We start from the raw sequence: 18,203 nt of genomic DNA, 5'->3' as shown, positions 1-18,203 counted from the left end.
GCTAATATCCAATATCTAACAGCTAATATCGCTTTTGCTTTTATTTACCTAAATTTGCGAGTGGGTGCTGTGATGCCTCCCACGGCGACGTGAAAAAGCCATCCACATCATCCGCAGACACATCAGCCACAGCCGCATGCTGCCATTTAGGCTGTTTATCTTTGTCAATTAACAACGCCCGAATACCTTCGGCAAAATCGCCGCGCATGGCGCACTGCACCGATAATGTCAGCTCCAGACGGAAACAGTCAGCTAAGCTTAAATCCGCACCATGCTGTAGTTGGTTCCAGACAATATGCGCGGTCATTGGGCAGCCTGCCGCGAGCGTCTGCCGAGCACGGGCTAGCCACTTGTCATCGCTGTTGTCACTGGTGATTTTGGCAACCACATCGACAATATCGTTACCACTGGTTAATTTTTTAATTAATGGCTGGTGCGCTTCGACTTGGCCTGCTGGGCGTTGATTGCTATCGCGTTGGCTAATGTCATTCAACACGTCGGTCACTTTTTGGTGATTTAATGCAGCGGTATCGCCCCACTTCACCCCTTGTAAACCAGTTAACACATCAGCTTTGCTGGTGCTGGCCACAAAATGATCGGCAAGTTTCAAATACAATGCATCCGTGGCATTCATGTGCGCGCCGGTTAAGCCTAAAAATAAACCACAACCTTCGGGCATTTGGTTTAAGAAATGGGTCGCGCCAACATCTGGGTACAAGCCAATGGTTACTTCCGGCATCGCTAACAACGAGCGCTCGGTAACCACACGGTGGCTGGCACCATTCATTAAGCCCATGCCACCGCCCATCACAATACCGTGGCCCCAAAGCACAATCGGTTTCGGAAAGGTGTGAATGGCGTAATCTAAACGGTACTCTTGGCTAAAGAAATCAGCCACTTCGTCAACCAGTACACCCGGCTTCGCTTGCATCGCTTTGTACATGGCAACAATGTCGCCGCCAGCACAAAATGCTTTCTCGCCAGCCCCTTGCAGCATGACGCAGGTAATGTGCTCGTCTTCAGCCCACTGCGCCAGTTGTGGCTGCAGCAATTGAATCATTGGCAAGCTTAGCGCGTTTAATGATTTTTCTGAGTTTAGCGTCGCGACGCCAATGCGCTTGCCGTGTTCACATTCAAGTTCTTCAAATAATACGACGGGTTCCATCTTCGACTCCTTTAAGACAGAAAAGCCACCCTTAAAGGATGGCTTGGTCCATATCGGCCAACAGTCTGCGCGCAATAATTACTCGCATAATTTCATTGGTGCCCTCAAGAATCTGATGCACACGCACATCACGTACATGGCGTTCAAGTGGGTATTCTTTAATGTAGCCGTAACCACCATGAATTTGCAGCGCTTCGTTACACACGTTAAAGCCGATGTCCGTCGCAAAGCGTTTAGCCATAGCGCAATAGGTGGTTTTATCTGCGTCGTTGCTGTCTACTTTAAACGCAGCTAAGCGCACCATTTGGCGCGCAGCAACCAACTCGGTGGCCATGTCAGCTAATTTAAACTGTAAGGCTTGGAAGTGAGCAAGCTCTTTGCCAAATTGGCTGCGTTCGTGCATGTAATTGCGTGCAGTGTTTAATGCCGCCTGTGCCGTACCTACTGAACACACGGCAATGTTAATCCGCCCGCCATCAAGGCCCATCATAGCAAACTTAAAGCCTTCGCCTTCAGCGCCAAGTAGGTTGGCAGCCGGAATGCGCACGTCTTCAAAGGTCACCAAGCGAGTTGGCTGCGCGTTCCAGCCCATTTTCGCTTCTTTTTTACCGTAGCTAATACCGGCTGCGTCAGCAGGTACCACAAACGCTGAAATACCTTTGGGGCCAGCTTCGCCAGTGCGCGCCATAACCACCAACACATCGGTGCTGCCAGCGCCTGAAATAAACATTTTTGAGCCATTTAGCACGTACTCGTCGCCGTCTTTTTTAGCGGTAGTACGTAGGCTTGCCGCATCAGATCCAGCGCCTGGTTCAGTTAAGCAATATGAACCAAGTTTTTCGCCGGTAACAAGCTCTGGAACCCACTGTTCGATCACTTCCGGCTTGGCAAACGAGCCAATCATCCACGACACCATATTATGAATGGTCATCATGGCGGTGGTGGCCGTACAACCCATCGCCAGCTGCTCAAAAATCAGCGCCGCGTCTAAGCGACTCATGCCAAAACCACCAGCGTCTTCTGGCGTGTACATGCCCATAAAGCCCATTTCGCCGGCTTTCCGGAACACTTCAATGGGGAAATGAGACTCTTCGTCCCATTGCGCCGCAAACGGTGCTAATTCTTTGTCTGCAAATGCTTTTGCCGTGTCGACAAAAGCTTGTTGGTCGTCAGTTAAATTAAAATTCATGACAACGTCCTATTATCGTAAGTTAATCGTCATATTCGGGCCGGTTACATCGGCGATATCGCTTTCAAACCAGCGCGCCGTAATGGTTTTAGTTTCACTATAGAAACGTACGCCCTGCTTACCGTAAGCATGCAAATCACCAAAGAACGAACCTTTCCAACCGGTAAATGAGAAGAACGGTAGTGGTACCGGAATTGGAATGTTGATGCCCACTTGACCAACTTCAACGTTGTGCTGGTATTTACGTGCCGCAGCGCCACTTGCCGTGAAAATAGATGTGCCGTTACCGTATGGGTTGGCGTTAACCATCGCCAATGCTTCATCTAGGCTGTCGACTTCAGTGGCACACAACACCGGACCAAAAATTTCGTTTTTATAAATTTCCATATCCGTGGTCACTTTGCTAAACATGGTTGGGCCAACCCAGTTACCGTTCGGGAAGCCTTCAACTTCACAGTTACGGCCATCAACTAATAATTCAGCACCTTCTTTCACGCCTTGAGTAATAAAGTTTTCAACGCGCTGTTTCGCTTGTGGGCTTATTAATGGGCCATAAGCGGCGTCTTTATTGTCCCAACCACCTGGCTTCACTTTCGCTAATTCTGCAGCAATTTCTGGAATCCACTCTTTGGCCGCACCGACAAATACCGCCACCGAAATAGCCATACAACGTTGACCTGCAGCACCCACAGAGGCACCCACCAGGTTACTGATCACTTGCGACTTATTGGCATCAGGCATGATCACACAATGGTTTTTCGCGCCAGCGAATGCTTGTACGCGCTTCATGTTTTCCGTACCACGGCGATAAATGTATTGACCTACCGCCACAGAGCCAACAAACGAAATAGCTTTCACAGCAGGCTCATCAAGAATGAAGTCCACTTGATCTTTCGCACCGTGAATAACCTGCAACACACCTTTTGGCGCGCCCGCTTGCTCAAACAACTCAACCAAACGCGTTGGCGTTAATGGGTCTTGCTCAGAAGGCTTCAAAATAAAGGTGTTACCGCAAGCAATCGCTAATGGGAACATCCACAATGGAATCATGGCCGGGAAGTTAAATGGGGTAATACCCGCACACACGCCCAAAGGCTGGGTAAAGCTATAGGTATCAATGCCACGCGCCACGTTTTCAACGGTTTCACCCATTAATAACGACGGAATATTTGCAGCGTGTTCAACCACTTCAATACCGCGCCACACGTCGCCTTTCGCGTCTTCAAAGGTTTTACCGGTTTCGCTCGCTAAAATTTCTGCAATTTCATCATGATGTTCTTTCAGCAACGCTTGATAGCGCATCATCACACGTGCACGCTCAGAAACCGCCACTTCTTTCCACGTTAAAAATGCTTTCTGCGCACTCTCAACCGCTTGCTTCATTTCGTCTTGAGTCGCACAAGGAACTTGAGCAATCACTTCTTGTGTTGCTGGGTTGGTGACATCAATCCATTTGTCGCTTTGCGACTGAATAAATTCACCATCGATATACAAAGGAACCTTTTTCATCTCACTACCTCGTTTGAAAACCGTTGTTCGTTGTTCGTTGTTCGTACGCTGCGCTGTTCGTCTGCTTCGCTGTTCGTGAAAGACACTCCGAACAGTGCGTAGCACGTACGAACAGTGAACGAAGTGAACGGACGAACAACGAATCACGCTCTTATCCCTTTCATTGTCGTTGTTTTTGTGGCGCTTTAACATCGACGATATTGCCCCTATAATGGACAAAATTGCTTTAACCGAGAACCTCACATGAGCCAACCATCGTCATGGCCGCTACCTAGTGGCAGCTCGCGCGTTGTATTGCCACTGCAATTAACCCGCCAATTAGCTCGCCACGCCCTCACAAAACACCTGTATCCGCTGGCCTACGGCCATTATGTCGATGCCGTTGGCCACCATGTTGAACGCAAGAAACACACCGATCACTTGCTTATTTTCTGCCACCGCGGCCGCGGATACTTTCGCACCGCGCATGCCGAGGGCGAACTAAAGGCCGGGCAATTGTTGTTGCTTCCTAGCAACGAGGCGCATACCTATGCCGCCTCTACAACTCAGCCGTGGAGCATTTACTGGGCGCATTTTCAAGGCACCTCAGCTGCTGCATGCATGGACTTTCTTGATCTATCGCCCGCACAACCTGTTCTCACTCTAACCCGTTGGCGGCAGCTTATTCCTGTGGTGACCGACTTGCTTAATTTACAAACACAACGGCATCAATTTACTGCAGCCGTGGTAGCCGCCAGCCTACTGCAACGAATAATCGCCGAGCTACCGCGGCTAACATCAACCCTGCAAGTGCCGACAGAGTTTGACTTAGCGGCGCTTGAGCGGTTTATGTACGACAACTCGCATCGCGACTTAAGCCTAGATGATTTTGCGGAGTTTGCCGGATTATCACGCTATTACTTCAGCAAAAAATTCAAACAATTTACAGGCACAAGCCCTATGCGTTATTTCAATCAAATTCGGGTTAAAATAGCCTGTCAGTTGCTCGACAACAGCGCCGATAGCATTCGTCAAATTAGCCAGCAACTTGGGTTTGAAGACCCCTACTACTTTTCACGTTTATTTAAAAAAACCATGGGCATGTCACCCCAGTTTTATCGTCAAACCATTACCAACCAACGAGGTTAATATGTGGATTTTATGGGCCGTAACCGCATTATGGGCAGCGAGCTTTTCGTTAATCGGCGAATTTCTTGCCGGCCAAGTAGACGGTTATATTGCGGTCTACATTCGAATGCTGCTTGCGTTATTGCTATTTTTACCGCTGTGGCGGCCCAAACGCCTCGCTTTTGCCCAACAATGGCGGCTTGCAGCCATTGGTGCCATTCAAATTGGCGTGATGTACTTGTTCTTGTATCACGCGTTTTTATATTTGACCGTGCCTGAAGTGCTGCTATTCACCATTTTCACACCGCTTTATGTCACCTTAATCGACGACGTTTTGTTTGAACGCAAACACCTTCCAGCACAGTGGTGGTTGGCTGCAGCGCTCGCTGTTGTCGGTGCGGCTGTTATTCGGTTCAATACGCTTAGCGATGACTTCGTTATCGGTTTTTTGCTTATTCAAGCAGCCAATATTTGTTTTGCTGCCGGTCAAGTTTTATATAAACGCTTAGAGCTGGGTTCCGAGCGCAATCAAGTGCATGTGTTTGCGTTGTTCTTTCTGGGTGCCACCATCGTTTCAAGCCTGGCCATGGCGGCCTTTGCCAACTTCGACAAATGGCCCAGCACCACATTGCAATGGGGCATCTTGGTTTGGCTTGGTCTCGGCGCTTCGGGGCTCGGCTACCTCGCTTGGAACCTCGGCGCCAAGCGCGTTAACGTGGCCCAACTTGCGACCATGAATAACATGCTAATACCCGCCGGCTTACTCATTAATTTTGCCTTTTGGGGGCAAGCCGTTGACTGGCTTCGGCTTGCCCTTGGCGGTGCCATATTACTGGCTTCAGTATGGCTTGCGTCGCGCCGCCGTTAAAGCATTTCAACAGCAACGGCAACGGCTTCACCACCGCCAATGCACAACGAGGTAACACCGCGCTGCTTGCCGCGATTTTTCAAAGCATGCAGCAAGGTAACCAACAGCCGTGCACCACTTGCACCAATAGGGTGGCCTAACGCACAAGCGCCGCCATTCACGTTCACTTTGTCATGGTTTAAGTTCATTTGTTGCATCGCTAACATGGTGACCATGGCAAAGGCTTCGTTAATTTCCCACAAATCAACGTCGTCTTTGTTCCACTGCACTTTGTCGAGCAATTTGTTCATGGCACCAATAGGCGCCACCGTAAATTCCGCCGGCGCTTGCGAATGCGTCGCATGCCCCACTACGCGCGCCAAAGGTTTCAAGCCACGTGCTTTCGCCTCGCTTTCGCGCATTAAAATTAACGCCGCCGCACCGTCAGAAATTGAACTTGAGTTCGCCGCGGTAATGGTGCCGTCTTTGGCAAACGCAGGGCGCAATCCAGGAATTTTTTCTGGCATAGCCTTGCCCGGCTGCTCGTCAATGTCTACTGTCACGTTACCTTTTCGCGTGCTGTAGGTTACCGGTGTAATTTCATTAACAAACCAACCTTCTTTAATGGCTGTTTGCGCGCGGCTTAGCGATGCCAGCGCAAAATTATCCATAGCTTCGCGGCCCAAGCCATACTCATCCGCAGTGCTTTGCGCGTAGCAGCCCATTGCCTTGCCTTCGTATGCATCCTCAAGGCCGTCTAGCATCATATGATCATAAATAGCGTCATGACCCATACGAAAACCCGCACGCGCTTTTTTCAATAAATACGGCGCGTTCGACATACTTTCCATACCGCCGGCAACAACCACATCGGCCGAGCCCGCATGAATCAAGTCATGAGCAAACATCACCGCCTTCAAACCAGAACCACATACTTTATTAATAGTGGTAGCCCCAGCGCTACGCGGCAGTTCAGCAAACAACGTCGCTTGGCGCGCCGGCGCTTGGCCTAGGCCCGCAGGCAACACGTTACCCATAATTACTTCTTGCACATCGTTGCCCTGCAGACCGCTTTCAGCCAGCGCTGCTTTGATTGCAATGGCGCCAAGGCTAGGTGCGCTTACATCACTCAAACTACCTTGAAAACCGCCCATTGGGGTGCGTTTCGCGGCAACAATAACTACTGCATCAGACATAAATTCTTACCTTTACGTTAACGTCAACTTGCATTAAGCTTAACCCTCTCAATAAAGACAAGCAAGCACAAATGAACCGACCAACCATATACAGCATCGGCGAACTGGCCAAAGAGTTCGACATCACCACGCGCAGTATTCGTTTTTACGAAGACCAAGGCCTGTTGGCGCCTCAACGTCAGGGGCAAACCCGGCTATACACCAATAAAGATCGCGTGCGCTTGAAACTTATTTTGCGTGGCAAACGGTTAGGGTTTTCGTTATCTGAAACGAAAAATCTGTTCGATTTGTACGACATGGAAAACAGTAGCGCGCGTCAGCTACACACCGTTTTAGCGCTGATTGATGACAAAAAGATGTCATTGAAACAGCAACTTGAAGATATCAAAGTACTATTGGTAGAGCTTGGCAACCTTGAAGAGCGTTGTCGCGATGAACTTGCGGAAATAGAAAACAGCAAGGCATCTACAAACTCTGCAGCACCAAACCAGGAGACATTATGATTAGTCAGTACACCACTTTTAATTTTGGCCTTGGCGAAACGGCCGAGATGATCCGCGAAACCGTGAATGCGTTTGCACGTGATGAAATTGCACCCCGCGCTGCAGAAATTGACGAAAAAAATGAGTTTCCAGCGGACTTATGGCGCAAAATGGGTGACTTGGGCTTGCTTGGCATGACGGTTCCTGAAGAGTTCGGTGGGTCTGGCTTAGGCTACCTTGAGCATGTTGTTGCCATGGAAGAAATTAGCCGCGCTTCGGCGTCTGTTGGGTTGAGCTATGGCGCGCATTCAAATTTGTGTGTGAATCAGATTGCTCGCAATGGTACCCAAGCGCAAAAAGAAAAATACTTGCCAAAGCTATGTAGTGGTGAACACGTGGGTGCGTTGGCAATGAGTGAGCCCAACGCCGGTTCAGACGTGGTCAGCATGAAGCTAAAAGCCGAATTAAAAGGCGACCACTATGTGTTAAACGGCAATAAAATGTGGATCACTAACGGGCCAGATGCTGATGTATTAGTGGTATACGCAAAAACCAGCCCAGACAAAAACTCGCGTGGCATTACCGCGTTTATTATTGAGAAAGACTTCCCTGGTTTTCGCACGGCCCAAAAACTCGACAAGCTCGGCATGCGCGGTTCAAACACCTGTGAACTTGTATTTGAAGACTGCCAAGTTCCGGCCGAGAATATTCTTGGCGAGCTTGACCGCGGTGTTGAAGTACTCATGAGCGGGTTAGATTACGAGCGCGCAGTGTTAGCGGCGGGCCCATGCGGCATTATGCAAGCCTGTTTAGACGTGGTTATTCCGTACGTGCATGACCGCAAGCAATTCGGTAAAGCCATCGGCGAATTTCAATTGGTACAAGGCAAAGTTGCCGACATGTACACTCGTACCAACGCCGCTCGCGCCTATGTTTACGCGGTAGCGCAATCATGTGACCGTGGCGAAACCACCCGCAAAGATGCCGCCGGCGCTATTTTGTATGCCGCAGAATTAGCGACGCAATTGGCACTCGACGCTATTCAGTTGCTCGGCGGTAACGGCTATATTAACGAGTACCCTACTGGGCGCCTATTGCGCGACGCCAAGTTGTATGAAATTGGCGCCGGGACTTCAGAAATTCGTCGCATGCTGATCGGCCGCGAGCTGTTCAGTGAATCTGCTTAACTTGCTAACGCATTAGGAGTTATAACCGTGACGGTATTAACCAGCACAGTGAACCCAAAAGACGAAACTTTTGTGGCCAATCAACAAGCCATGCAAGAAGTACTCGATGATTTGTACGCCAAAGCTGAGCAGATTAAGCAAGGCGGTGGCCCCAAGTATCAAGAACGCCATTTAGCGCGCGGCAAATTACTGGCGCGTCAGCGCATTGAAAAATTACTCGATAGTGGCTCGCCATTTTTAGAAATCGGCCAATTTGCGGCATGGGATTGTTACGAAGATTACGTGCCTGCCGCCGGCGTTGTGGCCGGTATTGGTATGGTTGAAGGCGTGCAATGCATGATTGTGGCGAACGACGCCACGGTAAAAGGTGGTACCTATTACCCGTTAACGGTAAAAAAACACCTTCGCGCTCAAGAAATTGCAGCGCGTTGCCATTTGCCATGCATTTATTTGGTTGACTCTGGCGGTGCGAACTTGCCACGCCAAGACGAAGTATTCCCCGACCGCGATCATTTTGGCCGTATTTTCTTTAATCAAGCCAACATGTCGGCCCAAGGTATTCCGCAAATTGCCGTGGTGATGGGTTTGTGTACAGCCGGTGGTGCTTATGTGCCGGCCATGGCCGACGAAAGCATTATTGTGAAAGAGCAAGGCACTATTTTCTTAGCGGGCCCGCCGTTGGTGAAAGCGGCAACGGGCGAAGAAGTCAGCGCTGAAGAACTCGGTGGCGCCGATGTGCACACCCGCATTTCAGGCGTAGCTGACCACTTTGCCATGAACGATGAGCATGCGCTTGCCCTCGCCCGCCGCTCAGTTGCACGACTGAATTATCAAGGCGCCAAACCCGTGCCACAGCACGAGGTGAAAGAGCCACGCTTCGACGCCAAAGAAATATACGGCATTGTCGGCACCGATTTGCGCAAGCCTTATGACGTGCGTGAAGTGATTGCCCGGGTTGTCGATGACTCAGACTTTGACGAGTTCAAACAAAACTACGGTAATACACTGGTGACAGGTTTTGCTCGTATTCACGGCTACCCGGTAGGTATTGTCGCCAATAACGGTATTTTATTTTCCGAATCTGCGCAAAAAGGCGCACACTTTATTGAACTGTGTGCTCAGCGCAAAATTCCATTGGTGTTTTTGCAGAACATTACCGGCTTTATGGTAGGTAAAAAATACGAAGCGGAAGGCATTGCGAAGCACGGCGCTAAAATGGTGACCGCGGTAAGTTGCGCGCAAGTACCCAAGTTTACGGTACTTATTGGTGGCAGCTATGGCGCAGGTAACTATGGCATGTGTGGTCGCGCTTATGACCCAACGCTGATGTTTATGTGGCCCAATGCACGTATTTCCGTGATGGGTGGCGAGCAAGCCGCAGGTGTTATGGCGCAAGTCACCAAAGACAATCTAGCACGCAAAGGCGAAAGCATGAGTGCCGACGCTGAGCAAAAATTAAAGCAGCCAATTATTGAAACCTACGAGAAGCAGGGGCACCCCTACTACGCCTCGGCTCGCTTGTGGGACGACGGTATTATTGACCCCGCCCAAACGCGCACTGTATTAGGCTTAAGCCTTGCCGCTGCAAATAATGCACCGATTGCCGACACTAAGTTCGGCGTATTCCGCATGTAAGGGGCAAATATGAATTATCACGCTATTACTTTGTCAGTTGCTGACCATGTTGCTTGGTTAACCTTGAACCGCCCTGAAGTGCATAACGCATTTGACGACCGCATGATCGCTGAGCTGCTTGATGCGCTTGCAGCGGTTCGCAACAACAATCAAGTACGTGTGCTGGTGTTGCGTTCAGAAGGCAAAAACTTTTCGGCCGGCGCCGACTTAGGTTGGATGCGCTCTATGGCAGCCAAAAACTATGACGAAAATATTGCCGATGCCGCAGAGTTATCGCGCTTAATGCAAGAACTTGATGAGCTACCACAACCCACCATCGCCTTGGTGCAAGGCGCTGCGTTTGGTGGTGCCGTTGGTTTAGCTGCTTGCTGTGATATTGCGTTGGCAACACCGGCCTCAAGCTTTTGCTTAAGCGAAGTAAAAATTGGTTTAATTCCGGCCGTGATCAGCCCTTATGTGATGCGCGCCATGGGCACTCGGCAAGCACGCCGTTACATGCTCACCGCCGAGCGCTTCAACGCCGAAGAAGCGCTGCGCATTGGCTTGGTTCATGATATAGCAGAAGACTTAAAACAAGCCGCACAGCCGCTTATTGAAGCATTAATTAACAATAGCCCTGCGGCCGTTGCTGCAGCGAAAAGTTTGGCCATGGCCGTTGATCAGCAGCCACTAAATGCCAACACGCGGCAATTAACCATTGAACGTATCGCAGAAATTCGGGTTTCGGCAGAAGGCCAAGAAGGCCTTAGCGCGTTTTTAGAAAAACGTGCACCGAACTGGAAAACCACCAACGAATAAGGACCAGCAATGTTGCGCAAACTGCTAATTGCTAACCGCGGCGAAATTGCTTGCCGCATTATCCGCACCGCTCGCGATCTTGGTATTCGCACGGTCGCGGTATATTCCGATGCTGACGCCAATGCACAGCATGTACAAATGGCTGACGAGAGCATTCACCTCGGCCCTGCACCAAGTGCCGAAAGCTACTTGGTGATTGAGAAGATTATTGCTGCGGCCAAACAAACTGGCGCTGACGCCATTCACCCGGGCTATGGCTTTTTGTCAGAAAACGAAGACTTTGCCGATGCTTGCGCTAGCAACAACATTATTTTTGTTGGTCCACCAACCAGCGCTATTGCAGCCATGGGTTCAAAAAGCGCAGCCAAAGCCATCATGAGTGAAGCCGGTGTGCCTTTGGTGCCAGGCTACCATGGTAGCGACCAAAGCTTAGACACGTTGCGCGGCGAAGCCGAAAAAATTGGCTTCCCGGTACTGCTAAAAGCAGCCTATGGCGGCGGCGGTAAAGGCATGCGTATTGTTGAAAGTGCCAAGCAATTTGAAGAAGCATTTAACTCGGCCAAGCGTGAGGCGCAAGCTTCGTTTGGTAACGACAAAATGCTAGTCGAAAAATACATTGGTAACCCACGACACGTCGAAATTCAGGTGTTCTGTGACGAACACGGCAACGCGGTATATCTTGCCGAGCGCGACTGTTCAGTGCAGCGTCGTCACCAAAAAGTGATTGAAGAAGCCCCTGCACCGTCTATTAGTAGCTCAACCCGCGTGGCTATGGGCGAAGCTGCTGTGCGCGCGGCTCAAGCCATTGATTATGTCGGCGCCGGTACCGTTGAATTCTTGCTTGATACCGACAACAAATTCTACTTCATGGAAATGAACACCCGCTTGCAAGTAGAACACCCGGTCACCGAAATGGTCACCGGCCAAGACTTAGTTGCTTGGCAGTTGCTGGTTGCGAGTGGCGAGCCACTGCCGCTTGCGCAAGACCAAATTGAAGTGACCGGGCATTCATTTGAAGCGCGCATTTACGCGGAAGACCCTGAGCACGAATTCTTACCAAGCACCGGTACCTTGCACGTGTTGCGTCCGCCAGCTAGCTCTGAGCATGTTCGAATTGACAGCGGCGTCATTGAAGGCGATGAAGTTAGTTCATACTACGACCCGATGATCGCTAAGTTAGTGGTTTGGGGTGAAAACCGCACCATTGCTTTGCGCCGCTTAATTCAAGCATTGAACGACTATCGCGTGGCCGGGGTACGAACCAACATCGACTTTCTACGCCGTATTGCTGGGCATAAGAAATTTGGCCAAGCTGAGCTCACCACTCGCTTTATTGAAAAATACCACGACGACTTGTTTGCTGACACCAGCGCATTGGCCAACGACTATGCGGTAATGGCAACCCTTGCTGAGCGCTTTGATGAAAAGCATGGCGTATCACAAAACCCTTGGCATACCCAGCATAGCTTTCGTGTGAACCAGCCACGTCAATTTGGCCTAAACTTACAGTTTGGCGAGCAGCTACTTGATATTCAATTAACCGCAACAGAAAACGGTTGGCAGCAAGTGGGTGAAGAAACGTTATGGCAAGTTGATAAGCACGGTGAACAGTTCACTTTCACCCAGAACGGCCGTCGTTTTAACGCACATATTTTGCGTACTGAACACGACATTATGGTCATGACAGAACACGCAAGCTTACGTTTCACGCGCCACAATGTGGCTGACACACTGGAGCAAGAAACCGCCGCTGGTAGCTTAACCGCGCCCATGAATGGTACCGTGGTTCAAGTTATGGTCAGTGCCAATGACAGCGTGAAAGCCGACCAAGCTTTAGTGATCATGGAAGCTATGAAAATGGAATACACCATTCGCGCACCACGTGACGGCGAAATTGCACAGGTGTATTACCAAGCTGGCGATCTCGTTAGTGATGGTGCTGAGCTCATCAGCCTCAAAGACGAATAGGCTAATTCGCTATGACATTACCGCAACAGGTAAAAATTGTAGAAGTAGGCCCACGTGACGGGCTACAAAACGAAACGGCTGTGCCGGTAGAAGCTAAAATTGCCTTGGTTAATGCATTAGCCAAGGCAGGCTTAAGCTACATTGAAACCGGTGCCTTTGTTAGCCCCAAGTGGGTGCCACAAATGGCCGATAGCGCTGAAGTGTTTGCCGGCATTGAGCGCCAAGCAGGCATTACCTATGCCGCCCTAACACCGAACTTAAAAGGCTTCGAAGCAGCAGTGCAGGCACAGGCCACCGAAGTGGCTATTTTTGGCGCGGCCTCTGAAGCCTTCAGCCAAAAAAACATCAACTGCAGCATTGCCGAAAGCCTTGAGCGCTTCGCGCCCGTTATTGCTGCGGCGAAAGCGCAGAATATCAAGGTTCGAGGCTATGTCAGTTGTGTGCTAGGCTGCCCTTATCAAGGCGAAGTTAGCCTAAGCGATGTGGCTTATGTCGCTGAAACACTGTGGAATATGGGCTGCTATGAAGTGTCCTTAGGCGACACCATTGGCGTTGGTACCCCGCTGCATGCGCAACGCATGTTAAGTGTCGTTGCCGAGCGTGTGCCCATGCAGAACTTAGCCCTTCACTTCCATAACACCTATGGCCAAGCGCTCGCGAATATTGCCAGCTGTTTGCCCATGGGCGTCGCAACCATTGACAGTGCAGTCGCTGGTTTAGGCGGCTGCCCATACGCCAAGGGTGCCAGTGGCAATGTGGCCACGGAAGACGTGGTGTACATGTTGCACGGCATGGGTATTGAAACCGGTATTGATTTGAATAACCTTGTTCAGGCCGGCGCTGATATATGCCGCCACCTTGCTCATGGCCCGCGCTCAAACGTCGCGCACGCTATGCTGGCTAAATAACCACCTGAACCCTAACGCAAGAAATAAACGCACAACAGGAACGCTAGAATAATGACGCAAAAAATAATGTGGCAGCCTGATGCAAACCAAGTCGCTGCAGCGCGTATAACCGACTTTATGAACACGGTTAATGCTCAGGCGAATCTGCAATTAACTACGTACGACGATTTACATCAGTGGTCGGTCGCGCACAGTGACCAGTTTTGGTCGCAAATTTGGCGTTACTTTGACGTTATCGGCGAGCGTGGTGAGCGCACGGTTGTCGATGCAAATAAGTTGCCAGGCGCGCAGTGGTTTCCTGACGCAACGTTAAATTTTGCTGAGAATTTGCTGCGTTTTAACGACGATCATATCGCCCTGGTATTTCGCGGGGAAAATGGCACGCGCCAGCAACTCACTTATGCCGAATTACGGCATGAAGTGGCCGCACTCGCTGCTGCCATGAAGGCCGATGGTGTAGAACCTGGTGACCGCGTTGCCGCCATGATGCCAAACTGCATTGAGACCATTATCGGTATGCTGGCAACCACTAGCTTAGGTGCCATTTGGTCATCATGCTCTCCTGACTTTGGGGTGCAGGGTGTGGTTGACCGTTTTGGCCAAATTGAACCCAAGCTTTTCATTACCGTTGACGGCTATTATTACAACGGCAAACAGCTTGATATCAGTGAAAAAACCGCGGCTATTCGCCAACAACTGCCAACCGTTGAACGCACGCTTGTTGTTGATTTTTCTGGTTTTAAACCGAAATTAAATACGGGCTGGGCGCACTGGAATGACTATTTAGACCGCAGCTCTACCGAATTAACCTTTACCCGAATGCCGTTCAACGCACCGCTATATATCATGTTCAGCTCGGGTACCACAGGGGTGCCAAAATGTATTGTGCATGGTATTGGCGGAACCTTGTTGCAGCACTTAAAAGAACATGGCTTGCACACCGACATAGACCGTGACGACGTGCTCTTCTATTTCACCACCTGCGGCTGGATGATGTGGAATTGGCTTGTTTCGGGCTTAGCCCAAGGCGCAACCTTGTTGCTGTTTGACGGCTCGCCATTCTACCCAGGCCCTGAGGCCTTATGGGATATCGCTGAGCAAGAAAAAATCAGCGTATTTGGCACCAGTGCCAAATATTTATCCGCACTGGAAAAAGCGGACTACAAACCAGCTGAGTCGAATCAGTTGCCAATGCTGCGTAGTATTTTAACCACGGGCTCGGTGCTTGCGCCTGAGAGTTTTGATTATGTCTATCGCGATATCAAAGCAAACCTTTGTTTGTCGTCCATTTCCGGTGGTACCGACATCGTCTCGTGCTTTGCGCTTGGCAACCCAACGCTACCGGTATACCGCGGTGAGTTACAATGCCGTGGCTTAGGCTTAGATGTACAAGTATTTAATGACGAAGGCCAAGCAGTCACGCAGCAAAAAGGCGAGCTAGTATGCCGTAATAGCTTCCCTTGTATGCCCATTGGCTTTTGGAATGACAATACCGGTGAGCGATACTTTAATGCGTATTTTGCGCGGTTTGAAAACACCTGGGCCCATGGCGACTATGCAGAAATAACCGCGCACAACGGCGTTATTATTTATGGCCGCTCTGACGCAGTCCTCAACCCAGGTGGGGTGCGCATTGGTACCGCAGAAATTTATCGCCAAGTTGAAAAAATAGACGCGGTGTTAGAAAGCATCGCCATTGGCCAACGCTGGCAAGATGACGAACGGGTGGTATTGTTTGTGCGCTTGCGCGAGGGCGTTCAGTTAACCGACGAGCTACAACAGCAAATACGCCAAGTGATTCGAGCCAATGCGACGCCTCGGCATGTTCCGGCAATTATTGCGCAAGTGAGTGATATTCCACGAACCATCAGCGGCAAAATTGTTGAATTGGCGGTACGCCAAGTGGTTCACGGTGAAACTGTGAAAAATACAGACGCCTTGGCCAACCCTGAAGCACTTGAATACTTCCGTAACCGACCGGAGTTGGCTTAGTCATGAAGTTTTGGCGCTCGATCGTTTTTACCGCGATAGTTGGCCTGGGTTTAACTGCCCTCGCCTCCTTATTGCTCGAAAGTTACGATCACCGCCGCATGCAAGAGCGTATTCAAGCCGATGCTGCTAGTTTAGAAGCAAATATTCGTGGTGGTTTAGTACGCTTGCTATATGCCAGTGAACTAACTGGGGCGCTGCTAAAAACGAGTGACCGGACACCACAACAACAATTGCCACTGCTACGCAGCGCATTAGCGTCATTTTACCAGTCCGTAAAACAAGTCAATATTGTTGATCGTGACCTTAACGTTATTGCACAAACGCTAGTGTCGGGGAATGAATTAGTCAGCGCTAAAACCTATCAAGGCACCACGGTTAATATCGCACAACTAGAGCAAGTAACTAATGATTCACTATTCATGCCAGCCAGAAACCTTTCCTCTAGGCAGCATGATTTAGCTCTATTCATTCCGATAATGACAACACAGCAAAGTTATTTTGTCGTCGCTGTCATCGACACACAAGAGCTACTTAAGCAAACCATTCATCATCATATTATTGAAGGTTACCAAACCTCTGTTAAGCAACATAACGAAACGATTTATAACTTCTCAGGTGAAACCGAGTTAAAAGATCGCTGGGCAGCCGACTTTACTATCTCTGTGGCAAACGGCCATTGGTACTTTGAAATGTGGCCAACGCCGGCAAAGTTTTCTGACTTACACATCATTAATCCATTAATTACGCCGTTAATGGGAATGTTTGTAACTGGCATGCTCATGATGCTGGTTGCACGAATTCGTAAGCAAGAAAGCCAGCTAGAGTCATTGCAGCAGCTAAATGAAAATTATAATCAAAGTCTTAAGAAGCGTGATGAAGTAGAAAAGCAACTCGCCTATCTGTCTGAACATGACGCGCTTACAGAAGTACCAAATCGTAACGCATTGATCCGCTTTCTAGGTGAACGATTAGCGGAAGTGAAGGTAACGCAGCAACAGCTTGTTGCTATTCAACTTAATATTGATCATTTCAAAGATATTAATAACGCTCTTGGTCACAAAGTAGGCGATGAACTATTAAAACGTTTAGCACACCGTTTACAAAGCAGCCCCCACAATTTTGATTTTATTGCCCGTATTGGTGGCGATGAGTTTTTGGTGATAAAGCAAATAGCAAGCTCTGAGCTGCAAGCCAAGGAGCTTGCAGACGAGTTAACTCGGCTAGTTAAACCGCAATTTTTTATTGGTCGCCATGAGATTTATGCATCAGCATCTATTGGCATTGCTTTTGCTAGCGAGGCCGATTACGACGCCGATACCCTCTTGCGACACACAGACGCAGCTTTAATAGAAGCCAAATTAGCCGATTACCACGGTATCGCCACTTACACGCGCGCACAGCAGTCAGAACTATCTAAACGTCAGGTTTTGCTTGAACAACTACATCGAGCGATTGAGACGCATAGTATCATTATTCATTATCAACCCATGTTTGATTTGATTACACAGCAAATTGTTGGTTTTGAAGCTTTAATGCGCTGGCAACACGAAGATGGCGAATTAGTTTACCCTGAAGAGTTTTTACCGCTAATAGAAGACACCGGCTTAATTGTACCCTTAACTGATAATTTGATTCGCCAAGTTGTTAGCGACTATGCCGAATTTACCCAACGTGGTAATACTGAACTAACCATCGGTATCAACTTATCTGGCAAACAATTAGCTTTGCCAGAACTGCCTGAAATTCTAACATCGCATTTGCGGCGTAACCAAGTCGGCCCCGAAAGCTTGCATATTGAAATAAAAGAAGAGCTGTACTGTGCGCACGCGAATCAAGATAATAGTGTGCTTTCAACAGTGCGCGACACCGGCGTTAAATTAACCATCGACGGTATGGGGTTGAATCACGCGACCATGGATGCGGTGCAAAATTTCCCACCAAGTTTGCTGAAGATCAGTCAACCTTTGATGGCAGATATTCCCCACAGTAAAGTACATGCATTAATTGCCGAAACTATGATTAAATTCGCTCACAGTGTTGGCATTTCAATTAGTGCCGTGGGTGTTGAAACCCAACAACAAGTTGATTTTTTAATACAGCGCGACTGTCTTATTGCCCAGGGCTATTATTTGGCGCGACCATTACCCAAGCAAGACATAACTGAGTTACTGGCCTCTCAGGTCAAACACGGTGAGCCAAACAGTTAACGCGAAATAAATA

Annotated in this window: 14 protein-coding genes; 10 read left to right on the top strand and 4 right to left on the bottom strand. The window is 49.3% G+C overall.

Annotation, left to right across the window (positions count from 1 at the left end; translation table 11 throughout):
* Positions 1–40 precede the first annotated feature (40 nt).
* The 3 genes from BM334_RS04380 to BM334_RS04370 are packed head-to-tail and all read right to left on the bottom strand — an operon-like array spanning position 41 to position 3,863.
* The gene (locus BM334_RS04380; protein ID WP_092838352.1) at positions 41–1,165 is read right to left on the bottom strand and encodes an enoyl-CoA hydratase/isomerase family protein; all 1,125 of its coding nucleotides are present in this window, start codon (positions 1,163–1,165) and stop codon (positions 41–43) included.
* A 31-nt stretch (positions 1,166–1,196) separates the two neighbouring features.
* Entirely contained in the window at positions 1,197–2,354 is a 1,158-nt protein-coding gene (locus BM334_RS04375) for an acyl-CoA dehydrogenase family protein (protein WP_092838349.1), read from the bottom strand.
* 12 nt (positions 2,355–2,366) lie between these two features.
* Entirely contained in the window at positions 2,367–3,863 is a 1,497-nt protein-coding gene (locus BM334_RS04370) for a CoA-acylating methylmalonate-semialdehyde dehydrogenase (protein ID WP_092838346.1), read from the bottom strand.
* A gap of 243 nt (positions 3,864–4,106) precedes the next feature.
* Between BM334_RS04370 and BM334_RS04365 the strand changes: the two genes are divergently transcribed.
* Positions 4,107–4,991 (top strand): helix-turn-helix transcriptional regulator, encoded by an 885-nt coding sequence (locus BM334_RS04365; RefSeq protein WP_055438088.1) that lies wholly within the window; start codon positions 4,107–4,109, stop codon positions 4,989–4,991.
* A 1-nt stretch (position 4,992) separates the two neighbouring features.
* Positions 4,993–5,838 (top strand): EamA family transporter, encoded by an 846-nt coding sequence (locus tag BM334_RS04360; RefSeq protein ID WP_092838343.1) that lies wholly within the window; start codon positions 4,993–4,995, stop codon positions 5,836–5,838.
* On the opposite strand, the gene BM334_RS04355 is transcribed toward BM334_RS04360, so the two are convergent.
* On the bottom strand, positions 5,835–7,013 hold the full coding sequence (locus tag BM334_RS04355) for an acetyl-CoA C-acyltransferase (RefSeq protein WP_092838339.1): 1,179 nt from the start codon (positions 7,011–7,013) through the stop codon (positions 5,835–5,837). The two genes, BM334_RS04360 and BM334_RS04355, sit on opposite strands and share 4 nt — an antisense overlap.
* Positions 7,014–7,084: 71 nt before the next feature.
* On the opposite strand from BM334_RS04355, the gene BM334_RS04350 reads away from it, so the two are divergent.
* The 8 genes from BM334_RS04350 to BM334_RS04315 are packed head-to-tail and all read left to right on the top strand — an operon-like array spanning position 7,085 to position 18,190.
* A complete protein-coding gene (locus BM334_RS04350; RefSeq protein WP_092838336.1) occupies positions 7,085–7,516 on the top strand; it encodes a MerR family transcriptional regulator in 432 nt (143 codons plus the stop codon).
* Entirely contained in the window at positions 7,513–8,682 is a 1,170-nt protein-coding gene (locus BM334_RS04345) for an isovaleryl-CoA dehydrogenase (RefSeq protein ID WP_055438092.1), read from the top strand. Before BM334_RS04350 ends, BM334_RS04345 begins: the two co-directional genes overlap by 4 nt.
* Before the next feature lie 27 nt (positions 8,683–8,709).
* Positions 8,710–10,317, top strand: a complete 1,608-nt coding sequence (locus BM334_RS04340) for a carboxyl transferase domain-containing protein (protein WP_092838333.1) — start codon at positions 8,710–8,712, stop codon at positions 10,315–10,317.
* Between the two features lie 9 nt (positions 10,318–10,326).
* Positions 10,327–11,115 carry an enoyl-CoA hydratase-related protein gene (locus tag BM334_RS04335; RefSeq protein WP_092838330.1) on the top strand — a complete coding sequence of 263 codons (789 nt, stop codon included), beginning with the start codon at positions 10,327–10,329 and terminating at the stop codon, positions 11,113–11,115.
* Positions 11,116–11,124: 9 nt separating this feature from the next.
* Positions 11,125–13,083, top strand: a complete 1,959-nt coding sequence (locus tag BM334_RS04330; protein ID WP_092838326.1) for an acetyl/propionyl/methylcrotonyl-CoA carboxylase subunit alpha — start codon at positions 11,125–11,127, stop codon at positions 13,081–13,083.
* 11 nt (positions 13,084–13,094) lie between these two features.
* The gene (locus BM334_RS04325; RefSeq protein WP_092838323.1) at positions 13,095–13,991 is read left to right on the top strand and encodes a hydroxymethylglutaryl-CoA lyase; all 897 of its coding nucleotides are present in this window, start codon (positions 13,095–13,097) and stop codon (positions 13,989–13,991) included.
* 51 nt (positions 13,992–14,042) lie between these two features.
* The gene (locus tag BM334_RS04320) at positions 14,043–15,983 is read left to right on the top strand and encodes an acetoacetate--CoA ligase (protein ID WP_092838320.1); all 1,941 of its coding nucleotides are present in this window, start codon (positions 14,043–14,045) and stop codon (positions 15,981–15,983) included.
* Between the two features lie 2 nt (positions 15,984–15,985).
* Positions 15,986–18,190: a putative bifunctional diguanylate cyclase/phosphodiesterase gene (locus BM334_RS04315; protein ID WP_092838317.1), complete on the top strand. Its 2,205-nt coding sequence runs from the start codon at positions 15,986–15,988 to the stop codon at positions 18,188–18,190.
* Positions 18,191–18,203: the final 13 nt, after the last annotated feature.

Origin of the sequence: Pseudidiomarina donghaiensis (genome assembly GCF_900116895.1) — a bacterium.
Classification (GTDB): domain Bacteria; phylum Pseudomonadota; class Gammaproteobacteria; order Enterobacterales; family Alteromonadaceae; genus Pseudidiomarina; species Pseudidiomarina donghaiensis.
This window is presented reverse-complemented; position numbering and strand designations above follow the sequence as displayed.

Coding starts and splice junctions, on each gene's coding strand:
- BM334_RS04360 (WP_092838343.1), top strand. CDS start 4,993: ATGTGGATTTTATGGGCCGTAACCGCATTATGGGCAGCGAGCTTTTCG.
- BM334_RS04355 (WP_092838339.1), bottom strand. CDS start 7,013: ATGTCTGATGCAGTAGTTATTGTTGCCGCGAAACGCACCCCAATGGGC.
- BM334_RS04330 (WP_092838326.1), top strand. CDS start 11,125: ATGTTGCGCAAACTGCTAATTGCTAACCGCGGCGAAATTGCTTGCCGC.
- BM334_RS04380 (WP_092838352.1), bottom strand. CDS start 1,165: ATGGAACCCGTCGTATTATTTGAAGAACTTGAATGTGAACACGGCAAG.
- BM334_RS04335 (WP_092838330.1), top strand. CDS start 10,327: ATGAATTATCACGCTATTACTTTGTCAGTTGCTGACCATGTTGCTTGG.
- BM334_RS04345 (WP_055438092.1), top strand. CDS start 7,513: ATGATTAGTCAGTACACCACTTTTAATTTTGGCCTTGGCGAAACGGCC.
- BM334_RS04325 (WP_092838323.1), top strand. CDS start 13,095: ATGACATTACCGCAACAGGTAAAAATTGTAGAAGTAGGCCCACGTGAC.
- BM334_RS04375 (WP_092838349.1), bottom strand. CDS start 2,354: ATGAATTTTAATTTAACTGACGACCAACAAGCTTTTGTCGACACGGCA.
- BM334_RS04370 (WP_092838346.1), bottom strand. CDS start 3,863: ATGAAAAAGGTTCCTTTGTATATCGATGGTGAATTTATTCAGTCGCAA.
- BM334_RS04350 (WP_092838336.1), top strand. CDS start 7,085: ATGAACCGACCAACCATATACAGCATCGGCGAACTGGCCAAAGAGTTC.
- BM334_RS04365 (WP_055438088.1), top strand. CDS start 4,107: ATGAGCCAACCATCGTCATGGCCGCTACCTAGTGGCAGCTCGCGCGTT.
- BM334_RS04315 (WP_092838317.1), top strand. CDS start 15,986: ATGAAGTTTTGGCGCTCGATCGTTTTTACCGCGATAGTTGGCCTGGGT.
- BM334_RS04320 (WP_092838320.1), top strand. CDS start 14,043: ATGACGCAAAAAATAATGTGGCAGCCTGATGCAAACCAAGTCGCTGCA.